This is a genomic window from Micromonospora foliorum (assembly GCF_022229015.1).
Classification (GTDB): Bacteria; Actinomycetota; Actinomycetes; order Mycobacteriales; family Micromonosporaceae; genus Micromonospora; species Micromonospora foliorum.
Window position 1 is genome coordinate 1 of record NZ_JAKKFF010000161.1, and the last position, 10769, is coordinate 10769.

Annotated in this window: 11 protein-coding genes and 1 pseudogene; 6 read left to right on the forward strand and 6 right to left on the reverse strand. The window is 71.1% G+C overall.

Annotated elements, in window-relative coordinates:
- Both PSH25_RS13600 and PSH25_RS13605 read right to left on the reverse strand, forming a co-directional pair.
- Positions 1-340, reverse strand: a pseudogene (locus tag PSH25_RS13600) (hypothetical protein); the annotation flags it as partial.
- A gap of 125 nt (positions 341-465) precedes the next feature.
- Positions 466-1752, reverse strand: a complete 1287-nt coding sequence (locus tag PSH25_RS13605) for a snapalysin family zinc-dependent metalloprotease (protein ID WP_372492790.1) — start codon at positions 1750-1752, stop codon at positions 466-468.
- 136 nt (positions 1753-1888) lie between these two features.
- Here PSH25_RS13605 and PSH25_RS13610 point away from each other — a divergent pair, with 136 nt between their 5' ends.
- The gene (locus tag PSH25_RS13610; protein WP_238659446.1) at positions 1889-2452 is read left to right on the forward strand and encodes an AMIN-like domain-containing (lipo)protein; all 564 of its coding nucleotides are present in this window, start codon (positions 1889-1891) and stop codon (positions 2450-2452) included.
- A 62-nt stretch (positions 2453-2514) separates the two neighbouring features.
- Here PSH25_RS13610 and PSH25_RS13615 read toward each other — a convergent pair whose 3' ends face one another.
- Positions 2515-3495 carry a GlxA family transcriptional regulator gene (locus PSH25_RS13615; RefSeq protein WP_238659447.1) on the reverse strand — a complete coding sequence of 327 codons (981 nt, stop codon included), beginning with the start codon at positions 3493-3495 and terminating at the stop codon, positions 2515-2517.
- Positions 3496-3776: 281 nt separating this feature from the next.
- Between PSH25_RS13615 and PSH25_RS13620 the strand changes: the two genes are divergently transcribed.
- The 3 genes from PSH25_RS13620 (at position 3777) to PSH25_RS13630 (ending at position 6756) form a co-directional block, all read left to right on the forward strand.
- Positions 3777-4415 carry an HD domain-containing protein gene (locus tag PSH25_RS13620; RefSeq protein ID WP_238659448.1) on the forward strand — a complete coding sequence of 213 codons (639 nt, stop codon included), beginning with the start codon at positions 3777-3779 and terminating at the stop codon, positions 4413-4415.
- Positions 4416-4425: 10 nt separating this feature from the next.
- Positions 4426-5376: an NADP-dependent oxidoreductase gene (locus tag PSH25_RS13625; RefSeq protein ID WP_238659449.1), complete on the forward strand. Its 951-nt coding sequence runs from the start codon at positions 4426-4428 to the stop codon at positions 5374-5376.
- Positions 5377-5445: 69 nt separating this feature from the next.
- Entirely contained in the window at positions 5446-6756 is a 1311-nt protein-coding gene (locus PSH25_RS13630; RefSeq protein ID WP_238659450.1) for a glycosyltransferase, read from the forward strand.
- A gap of 15 nt (positions 6757-6771) precedes the next feature.
- Here PSH25_RS13630 and PSH25_RS33670 read toward each other — a convergent pair whose 3' ends face one another.
- From PSH25_RS33670 to PSH25_RS13640, 3 genes are all read right to left on the reverse strand, one after another.
- Positions 6772-6903, reverse strand: a complete 132-nt coding sequence (locus PSH25_RS33670; protein WP_274527434.1) for a hypothetical protein — start codon at positions 6901-6903, stop codon at positions 6772-6774.
- Between the two features lie 338 nt (positions 6904-7241).
- On the reverse strand, positions 7242-8069 hold the full coding sequence (locus PSH25_RS13635) for a peptidoglycan-binding domain-containing protein (RefSeq protein ID WP_238659451.1): 828 nt from the start codon (positions 8067-8069) through the stop codon (positions 7242-7244).
- Between the two features lie 96 nt (positions 8070-8165).
- Positions 8166-8531 carry an L-rhamnose mutarotase gene (locus tag PSH25_RS13640; RefSeq protein WP_238659452.1) on the reverse strand — a complete coding sequence of 122 codons (366 nt, stop codon included), beginning with the start codon at positions 8529-8531 and terminating at the stop codon, positions 8166-8168.
- 166 nt (positions 8532-8697) lie between these two features.
- Here PSH25_RS13640 and PSH25_RS13645 point away from each other — a divergent pair, with 166 nt between their 5' ends.
- Together PSH25_RS13645 and PSH25_RS13650 are read left to right on the forward strand one after the other, a co-directional pair.
- Positions 8698-9378, forward strand: coding sequence for a response regulator (locus PSH25_RS13645; protein WP_238659453.1), 681 nt, complete (start codon positions 8698-8700; stop codon positions 9376-9378).
- A gap of 15 nt (positions 9379-9393) precedes the next feature.
- Positions 9394-10769, forward strand: a 1376-nt coding sequence (locus PSH25_RS13650; RefSeq protein WP_238659454.1) for a sensor histidine kinase, incomplete at its 3' end; no start/stop codon positions are given.

Here is a 10769-nt window from a genome sequence, read left to right on the forward strand (position 1 = left end):
CCCCGATCGCCACACCGCCGGCCTCGCGGGTGCCGGTGCCGGCGGTGTGGCGATCGGGGACGGCGGGTGCGGGGACACCGCCCGCCGACCCGGCGGGCACGGGGATCGCGACGGGCTCCACCGGGCTGGGCTGATTGGCGACCGGTGGCCGACTCGGCGTGGACGCCCCGGTGGGGGCGACACTCGGCGTCGGAGCGGTGCTCGGCGTGCCGTCGCCGAGCAGGTCGTCGACGATCTGGCCGACACCGCCGATGATGTCACCGAGCGGGTTCGAGGTAGCCGACGGGGACGGCGCGGGCGCGAGGGCGAGGGCCAGCGCGAGGACGACGACGGTAGGCATGACGCCACCTCCGATGTGCCGATATGCCACGCACCGTACCGCATCGTGGGATCGAGTGGGTGGCCCCGGCACACCGGGGCGGGGGCGCGTCTGGCGCTCGCCCCCGCCCGCGACGTCCCTGATGGTCAGACGGGCAGGCCACCCACCTGAGTGGAGATCCAGGATCGGATCGACGGCAGGTCGACGTAGATGGACGGGCCGGTGGCGCAGGTGGAGTTGTTGTTGCCGGCCCGACTCGTGGCGCCGATCAGGTTCCACACCCCGTTGACGCGGCGCACCTGCGGCCCGCCCGAGTCGCCGTAGCAAGCGCCGGAGTTGCCGTTGGTGTTGTTGGTGCAGATCTCGTACGGGCCGTTGATGCCGGAGCACCGGCTGTCGGCCACGATGGACGTGTCCAGTTCGTTGGCCACCGCCGGAGCCGACCCGCAGCCGCGAGGGGCGCAGGTCTGGCCCCAGCCGATGATCCGGGTGGCGGTGCCGACCGCGCCGGAGGTGCTCGGGATCGGGGCCGGCGCGTACGTGACCGAGCTGGCCAGTTGCAGCAGCTTGACGTCGACGCTCGGGTGGTTGACCGCACGGGTCACCCGCACCACGGTCCCGCCGCTGGAGCGGTTGACGCTGCCCACCCGCACCGAGGACGGCGTCGAGCAGTGCTTGGCGGTGACCGCCCAGTTGCCCTTGATCAGCGTGCCGGTGCAGCCGGAGACGTACACCATGAACGGGTAGTTCTCCGTGGCCGGCCGGCCACCGACCACCATCGGCTCGACGTCCGACGCGCCGGTCCAGGTGTACGTCGTGCTGGCCGGCGCGGCCAGGCTGCCGGCGAACAGCGAGTTCACCCGGCTCGCCTCGGCCGCGCTGGGGTTCGCGTTGCGGCAGGAGACCGGTGCGCTGCTGCCGGACATCAGGTCGGAGCACAGCCCGGTGCGCCGGTCCGGCAGACCCAGGATGTGTCCGAGTTCGTGGGCGGCGATGCGGTTGCGGTCGTAGCCCTGGTTGACGGCGGTGCGACCCATCCAGATCCGTCCCGAGCCGAGGCCGGTCGGTTGCGCCCGGGGCCAGCCGTCGTCGACGTAGATGGTGATGCTGGCCGGGGTGCCGGCCAGCAGCCGGACGTTGCTGACCCGGCTGTTCCAGATCTGTGCCGCCTGGTCGAAGTTGGTACGGAACTCGCCGGTCCGGCTCACGTCGTAGTAGACGGTCCGTACGGCGGCCGCCGGCGCGCCGGTGGTGAGCTGCATCCCGGCCGCCGCCAGGATCGCCACCAGCATGGCCAGCGCCGCACGTCTCAGTTGTCCTCGGAACATCCGGTACTCCCCTGCGGTCGTCCGGCGACCATCGGCCACCGGGTCATCGATACACGTAGATATTAATGTGACGGCGATCGATGTTCGGCATAGCGGAAGCGTCATACCGGCGACGTGGCGGCTGTTACCCGGCGGTTACGCCACGGCGAAGCGGCTGTGCCAGGGCAGGACGACCGTGGCGGCAGAGGGTCACCGGCAGCGCCGCCGCCACGTGACCCCGATACCGAACGGAGAAACCACCATGAGGATCAGGGGCGCACTGACCGCGTTGGCGGTCGTCCTCGCCGGGCTGGTCGCCAGCGCCGGCAGCAGCACCGCGGCCGGCACCACGACCGCGTCGGCGTACTGCGGGATCACCTGGGGCAGCGCGGAGAAGGCGGCCGGCGCACTGAGCGGCGCCCCGCTGGTCGACGTCCGCACCGGCCGGCACGACTGCTACGACCGGGTGGTGTTCGAGTTCGCCGGCCCGGTCGACGGTTACGCGATCGGCTACGGCGAGACGTGGACCGAGGGCGAAGGGCTGGCGCTGTCGCCGTACACCGCCGGGGGCGCACTGCTGCGGATCTCGCTGCGGGCCCCGGCGTACGACGACGACCACCTGGGCACCGTGCCCTACGCGGTCGGCGAGCACGTGGCGAACCTGCTGCGCTACCCGACGCTGCGCGACGTGGTCTTCGGCGGCAGCTTCGAGGGCTACAGCACCTTCGCGGTCGGCGTACGGGCGCGGTTGCCGTTCCGCGTGCTCGTGCTCGCCGGCCCCGGCACCCACAGCCGGGTGGTGCTCGACGTCGCCCACCAGTGGTGATCGGAGCCGACCGGTCCGCTTGGCCGTCCGCCCGCGTGGGGGGCGGACGGCCAAGCGAGGCACTAACCCGGCTCGGCGCGGCGGGCCGTACCGAACCGGCGTTGGTAGGCGGCCGGGCTGATCGACAGCTTCCTGGCGAAGACCCGTCGCATGCTCTCGTAGCTCGGGAACCCGGCGAGGGTCGCGGCCTGCGTCGCGGTGTGGCCCTGGTCGAGCAGCGCCCTCGCCAGGTCGAAGCGGATGTTCTCCACGTAGCGGGCCGGCGTGGTGGACAACTCGTCGTGGAAGAGCCGGGTGAGCTGCCGGGTGCTCACGTTGAGGTGTCCGGCGAGTGCGGTGAGCGAGTGGTCCCCACGGGGGTTCGCCGTCACCACGTCGGTGATTTTCCGCAGCTCCACCGACCGGGGCGGCGGTCCCTGCAGCGGCGCGGAGAACTGGGACTGGCCGCCCGCACGTTGCATGTACACCACCAGGGCGCGGGCGACGTCGCGCGCCAGATCAGGCCCGTGGTTCTCCTCGACGAGCGCGAGCGCCAGGTCGATACCCGCCGTCACCCCGGCCGAGGTGTACGTGGTGCCGTCGCGAACGTAGATGGCGTCCGGCTCGACGCGGCACGCTGGATACCGGCTGGCGAGCTCGTGCGCGACCTGCCAGTGCGTGGTCGCACGCTTGCCGTCGAGGACACCAGCGGCGGCGAGGACGAACGCCCCCGTGCAGATCGAGGCGATCCTTCCCGCCACCGCCGCCGGCACGCGTACGGCGTCCGCCAGGTCGGCGGGCACCTGGGCGCGCGGATAGTGGTCGGAACCGGCCACCAGTAGCGTGTCGAAGGCGGGCGCGGAGGAGACGGCGCCGTCAACCGCCAGCCGGACCCCGAGACTCGCCGTGACATCCGCACCGGTCGGCGACAGCAGCACGATGCGGTAGTCGGCGCCGAAGCGGTTCGCCTCCTTGAACACCTCCGCCGGACCGGCGACATCCAACAACGTCACCCCGTCGTAGACGAAGATCCCGACGCGATGCGGACCGCTGTTCAGCACCATTTATTGGTAGCACGCCAGAACGGGCGTGACGGCGACCCCGCGGGGACGGCGGTTCTGCACAGCTGACGATTTCCGGCGGTAACCGAACTTTCCGTGATTCGCGGTCGACAAGGCGCGGTTCTGTGCTGAGACATCGCAGTAAACGCCCCGAGGACGCACGGGAAGAACGTGTCCGGATCTGAGGGATTCCTGGCCGGACAAGGGCGGCGGCGTACGACGATCGGGGGGCAGCATGGGGGTCGTCAACACGTCCGCACATATTGCAGGGAAGGTCGGAGGACATGTCAGAGGTCATTGCGGGGTTGGAGATTCCTGAGACGGCGGCGGTCGCCGAAGCGACCAGGCACATCCAGGAAACGACCAGGCCGGTCATCTACCACCACTCCCGTCGGGTTTTCCTCTTCGGTCTGATTCACGCTCACCGGCTGGGCGTGAAACCGGATCCGGAACTGCTCTATCTGGCGGCCATGTTCCACGACACCGGCCTCCTGACCCCGTTTTCCGACGTCGAGCAGCGCTTCGAGATCGACGGTGCCGACCACGCGCGCGCGTTCCTGCTGGGCCGGGGTTTCTCCCCTGCCGCCGCCGAGACCGTGTGGACGGCGATCGCGCTGCACACCTCCCCGGGCATTCCCGACCGGATGGGCCCGGAGATCGCGACCACGTACCTCGGCGTCCTCACCGATGTGCTCGGCCTCGGTCTGGACGGGCTGGAACACGATCAGCTGGGCGACATCCTCGCCGCCCATCCACGCGGGGACTTCAAGAACGAGTTCCTGCGAGCCCACGTCGACGGGCTGAAGAACCGCCCCGAGACCACCAACGGCACCGTGAACTCCGACATCCTCGAACACTTCATCCCCGGGTTCCAGCGCGTGACGACGGTCGAGCGGATCGTCGGTTCGCCCTGGCCGAGTTGATCGGACAGGCATGCGAGCGATCACCGTACGCGACCGTGCGGCAGGTGTCGGCGGGCTGACCCTGACCGACATGCCGTACCCCCATGCCGCGGAGAACGACGTCATCGTGCGCGTCCACGCCGCGGGTTTCACCCCGGGGGAACTCGACTGGCCGGGGACGTGGTCCGATCGCGCCGGACGCGACCGGACACCCAGCATCCCCGGGCACGAACTGTCCGGAGTCGTGGTCGAACTCGGCTACGGAACCACCGGCCTCACCGTGGGCCAGCGGGTGTTCGGACTGACCGACTGGACGCGTGACGGTTCCCTGGCCGAATACACCGCGGTGGAGGCTCGCAACCTCGCCCCGCTCGCGGCCGACATCGACCACGCGGTGGCCGCGGCGCTGCCCATCTCCGGACTGACCGCCTGGCAGGCACTGTTCGACCATGCCCACCTCGCGACGGGCCAGACCGTGCTCATCCACGGTGCCGCGGGCGGCGTCGGGTCGATCGCCGTCCAACTCGCGCGGGAGGTGGGCGCCCACGTCATCGGCACCGGCCGCGCCGACGACAGTGAACTCGCGCTCGCCCTCGGCGCGCAGACCTTCGTCGATCTGGCCGCCGACGATCTGCACCAGGTCGGCGAGGTGGACGTGGTGCTCGACGTCATCGGCGGCGACATCCTCAAGCGATCGACCGACCTGGTACGCCCGGGCGGCACGGTCGTCACCATCGCCGCGCCGCCGACCGTGCAGCCGAGGGACGGGCGAGCGGTCTTCTTCGTCGTCGAGCCGGACCGCGCCCGGTTGATCGACCTCGCCCAGCGCCTCCGGTCCGGACGGCTCAAACCCATCGTCGGCGCCGTCCGGCCGCTGGCCGAAACGGCATCGGCGTTCGCCCGTCACCACCGCGCACCGGGCAAGACGATCATCCAGGTCACGGACGACCAAGCACTGCGGCACCCGAGCACGGGCAGCTGACTCACGAGGGTGCCGACAGGCCGGGCGGTGGTTCCGGTCGGGTGACCACGTCCACATGAGGAGACCTGCATGGCCAAGGTAATCGTTGGAGCGACCCCCTTTCAGGGGCACGTGAGCCCGGTCCTCACGGTCGCGGCGGACCTGGTCAGGCGTGGTCACGAGGTGGTCGTGTACACCGGATCCCGGTTCGAGGAGCGCGCCCTGGCGATCGGGGCGCGATTCCAGGCGCTGCCTCCCGAAGCCGACCTCGACGACCGGAGGTTGGACACCCTCTTTCCGGCGCGGGCCACGCTGCCGCCAGGGCCAGCCCAGCTGTCGTTCGACTTCGAGAACTTCTTCCTGGGCCACCTGCCCGCCCAGGTGCGGGGGCTGCGGGCGCTGCTGGCCGAGTTCCCCGCGGACGTGGTGCTGGGTGAGCTCGGATTCTGGTCGATACCGGTGCTCAGCCTCGCCATGGCACCGGAGGAACGCCCGACGCTCGTGACGCTGGGCTCGATCCCCCTGCTGATCCAGAGCGACGACACCCCGGCGTTCGGCCCCGGAATACTGCCGACGTCGGGCAAGGAGGCACGCGCCCGCAACCAGGCGATGAACGCCGAGGTGCGCCAGATCTTCGCCGCTCTGCAGACATTCGGCGAAGCAACTCTGCAGGAGATGGGCGTGACGCTACCGGACTACCTCTTCGACACGCCCTTCCGCCGTACGGACCACTACCTGCAGCTGACCGTGCCCGGCTTCGAGTACCCCCGCAGCGACCTTCCGGCGCACCTCCGCTTCGTCGGTACGCTTCCTCCTTCCCGCGATGACGGCTACGAGGAGCCGGCCTGGTGGCCGGAGCTGTCGTCCGGCCGGCCGGTGGTGGTCGTCACCCAGGGAACTGTCGCCAACAGTGATCTGAACGACCTCGTCATCCCCACGGTGCGCGCCCTTGCCGATCTCGACGTCCTCGTGGTGGCCGCCACCGCACGTGAGGACGGTCCAGCCGTGGTACGCCAGGCCCTGCGCGACGTGCCGGACAACGTGCGGCTGGCCGGCTTCGTACCGTTCGACCGGCTGCTCCCGCACGCCGACGCCCTGGTCACCAACGGCGGCTACGGCGGGGTGCAGACCGCCCTGTATCACGGAGTGCCGTTGGTGGCCGCCGGTGCCAGCGAGGACAAGCCGGAGGTGGCCGCCCGCGTCGAGTGGACCGGCGCCGGAGTCAATCTGCGCACCAGCACGCCGGGGATCACCGAGTTGCGCACGGCGGTGCAGACGGTGCTGAACGACCCCGGCTACCGCTCCCAGGCGGAGGTCTTGGCCAAGGAGATGGGCCAGTACGACCCGTTCGACGCGATCGCCGACACCATCGACGGGGTCGCGTCTCCCCGGCAGGGGTAGCGGCGCGGGGGCGGCTCAGACGTGCAGGGTGGGCCGGTAGACGAGCTCCTGGGTGCGGCCGTCGAGGGTCCGGCTCTCGACCAGCTCCAGGTCGAAGTCGGCCGCCCCCTGGAAGATCGGCTCGGTTCCGGTCTGTCCGGTGATCACCGGGAAGACCGTCACCTGGACGACGTCGACCGGAGTCGTGCGCGGATCAGCGCGCCGATGGTCGACGTGGTGGCGTGGGTCGTGGTCGCGGTGGCGGTCATCGTGCCCTCCGGTGGGTGTGCGGCCCGTTTCGATGCCGGGCTCTCACCAGGGCTACGAACTGGACCGGTCCCAATCGACAGGCACGCCCACATTTTTGCCGACGACTTTCGCCGTCGGTGTAAGACGAGGCGGTCTCGGGACATGCCGGACGAGCCCGACCGCCGATTCTCGCAGCTCGGCCGGTCGGCGACACCGCACACCGCTCGGTGTGCGGTGCCGCTGGCCGGGTCGAGGCCTCAGAGCGTGCGCTGGTATTCCTCCCAGGTCCGCTTCGGGCTGACCGCCGGGCCATCATCGACGCCCCGGTTGGCCAGGCCGTTGAGGCCGAGGTAATAGTCGCCGGCCTGGTTCTGCGCACCTGTCGACTGGTCGGTGTCGGAGAGCGCGATGGCGTGGATGTGGTAACCCCAGTCCCCCTGGGCCGGGGTCCGCAGCCACGCGGCAAAACCCACCGTGCGCAGTCGACGCAGCACGTCCGTCCGGACGGCCGAGGTGAGACCGGAGACCGAGAGGTCGAGTGCGCCGCCGCCGTCGTGCGTGCCGGCGGAGGCGCCCACACCGCTGCTGTACGAGCCCTGCGTGATGTCGAGCTGGCGGCCGAGCAGGCGTTCGGCCTCGAACAGCATCGACCTGGTGCGCGTGTTGACCTGCACACCGCGCAGGGTCACCACGCTGCCGGGCGAGATCGCCCTGACCACGGTGTACCGCCCCTCGCCGAGCGACCGCAGCGACGACGGTCCGGGAAGACCTGTCGCGTCGAGGCCGCTGTAGCCGAGGGACCGCTGGTACGCGGCGTACGCGGCGATCGTGCTGGTGCCGAAGTGACCGTCGACGTACGCCGACGAGAGCAGCCCTCTCGCCTGGAGGGCGCGCTCCACCAGCAGGACGCTGTCCTTGGCCCCCGCGGTCAGTGCGGTGTCCGGCCGACGCGGGTCGATCTGCGCCGCCTTGATCAGCGCCTCCATGTCCAACTCCGGCAACGCGGCCGTGGCCGAGCCAGCCAGCGGTACGACGCCGACCACGGCCGCACCGGCGGCGACGAGCAGGTTCCTTCTCGTGAGCACGCTTCCTCCGTAGGATATTGACCAATCCACATGATCGGATGAAGCTAGTCTTCAATGCGCGGGCTCGGTTGTCACCCCGCTGGGGCGTACGAACGTTTAGTCAGCTGCCGGAGCCGTGCCGGGTCGGGTCGGGTCGGGTACCTGCGCGACCGCCTCGTCGGCGAGGTGCCAGACCTCGCGCATCGGGGCCCACCAGTCCCCCGAGCCGGGCTCGGCGATCGACTCCTGACACGGGTCGGTCAGCTTCCACCACTCCTGCGTCTGTGGGTCCGCCGCGATCAGCCGCAGGTCGGCCTCGTAGTCGTCGCCCACGTACTCGTAGTAGCCGAAGAGCAGGTCGTCGTGGAGGAAGATGGTGTAGTTGCGGAAGTGCGCCTCGCGCAGTGTCTTCTCCACGCTCGGCCAGACGGCGGCGTGTAACCGCAGATAGGTCTCCCGCTGCTCGGGGCGAAGTCGGATCACGCAGCCATGACGTTTCACGTCGTGCCCTTTCGTGTGGGCTGGTTTCAGGGGTGCCGGAGGCACCTGACCGTAGCCGTTGGACGGTGCCCGGAGGGGGCCAGCCGGCCGCCGATGTCGACCGTTCTGCCAGGACTACGCACAGTGGTGCCGGGTCTACCCTCAGGTGGTGGAGGGCCGCGTGCTGGTGGTCGAGGACGACTTCTCGATTCGGGAGGTCACCGCCCTCGGTCTGCGCCGCGCCGGTTTCCGGGTCGACACCGCCGTCGACGGGCGGCAGGCCCTGGCCGCGTTCCGCGCCCACCCGGTCGACCTCATCGTGCTCGACATCATGCTGCCCGGCCTGGACGGCCTGGAGGTCTGCCGGGAGATCCGGCGGACCAGTCAGGTGCCGATCCTGATGCTGACCGCGCGCACCGACACCATCGACGTGGTGGTCGGGCTGGAGTGCGGCGCGGACGACTACCTGCGCAAGCCCTTCGACCTGCCCGAGCTGGTGGCCCGGGTCCGCTCGGTGCTGCGCCGGGTGAGCGTGCCGGCCCCGTCGACAGTCATCGAGGTCGACGGCCTGGAGATCGACCCGGGCGGCTTCGTGGTCCGCCGGCACGGCCGGGAGGTGACGCTCACCGCCACCGAGTTCCGCCTGTTGCTGGAGCTGGCCCGCCGACCCGGCCAGGTGTTCACCCGGGAGCTGCTGCTGGACCTGGTCTGGAACCACGACTTCCTCGGCGACTCCCGACTGGTCGACGTGGCGGTGCAGCGGCTACGCGCCAAGGTCGAGGACGACCCGGCGCAGCCGCGGCTGATCCGGACCGTACGCGGCGCCGGCTACAAGTTGTCGACGGGCTGACGGGGGGGGTCGGCGATGGCCGGACGCGCGGTGCTTCCCGGCCGCCTGCGGCGCCGGCTGACGATCGCGTTCGTCCTGGTCGCCGGCGTCTCGGCGGGGTTGCTCGCCGGCGGGACCGGGCTGCTGCTGCGGCAGTCCTGGTTGGACGCGTCGCTGCACGAGGCCGCCGCCGACGCCCGCTACCAGCTCGTGCTCGCCGGGCAGTTCCTGCCGCTGACCGAGCAGCGCAGCGCCGAACTGCTCACCAGCTTCGAGGCCAGCGGTCGGCACGTGGTGCTCGTCGACGGCCCGACCCGCGCCTCGCACCCCGCGTACGCCCCGGTGCCGGGCGCCCGGTTGCGGGCCGTCGTCGCGGACGGGCGGCTCGGCTATCAGCGGTCCGCGCCGACGGAGCGCCCTCGACTGCTGGTGATCGGCGGGCGCATTCCCGGCTCGACCGCCGAGCTGTACGTCCTCACCGTCGAGGACGACGTCGCCGCCGACCTGGGTCAGCTGCGTACCGCGTTGGTGGCCGGCTGGGTGCTCGTGGTGTTGCTCGCCGCCGCGGTGGGTCACACGCTGGCCCGCCGTACGTTGGAGCCGGTGGGCCGGGCCAGCCGGGCCGCGCGGGCCCTCACCGAGGGCCTGCTCGCCACCCGCCTGCCGGTACGCGGGCGCGACGAGTTCAGCGTCTGGGCGGCGACGTTCAACGAGATGGCCGAGGCACTGGAGTCGAAGATCGCGGCGCTGTCGGCCGCGCAGGCCCGCGAGCGGCGGTTCACCGCCGACGTGGCGCACGAGCTGCGTACCCCGGTGACCGCGTTGGTGGCCGCGGCGTCGCTGCTGCGCGAGCACCTCGACCAGTTGCCCGACGACGCCCGGCCGGCCGCCCGGCTGCTGGTCGGCGACGTGGTCCGGCTGCGCCGGCTGGTCGAGGACCTGATGGAGATCTCCCGGCTGGACGCCGGGCGGGAGCAGGTGGCCGTCGGGCCGGTCGACGCATTGGCGCTGCTGAACGGCATCGTCACGGCGCGTGGCTGGTCGGCGCGGGTCCGGGTCAGCGGTGATCCGGTCGCGTTGCGCACCGACAGCCGTCGGCTGGAGCGCGTGCTGGCCAACCTCATCGCCAACGCGGTCGAGCACGGCGGTGCGGAGATCACGGCCAGCGTGGCGGGCGTGGGCCACCTGGTCGTCTTCGAGGTCACCGACCAGGGGCCCGGCATCCCGGCCGAGCACCTGGCCCGCGTGTTCGACCGGTTCCACCAGGTCGACCCGTCCCGCTCCGCGCCGGGCAGTGGGCTCGGGCTGGCCATCGCGCGCGAGCACGCCGAGCTGCTCGGCGGCGTGCTGGGCGTGCGCAGCGAGCCGGGCGAGGGCACCCGGTTCCGGCTGGAGCTGCCCGCTGACGGTCC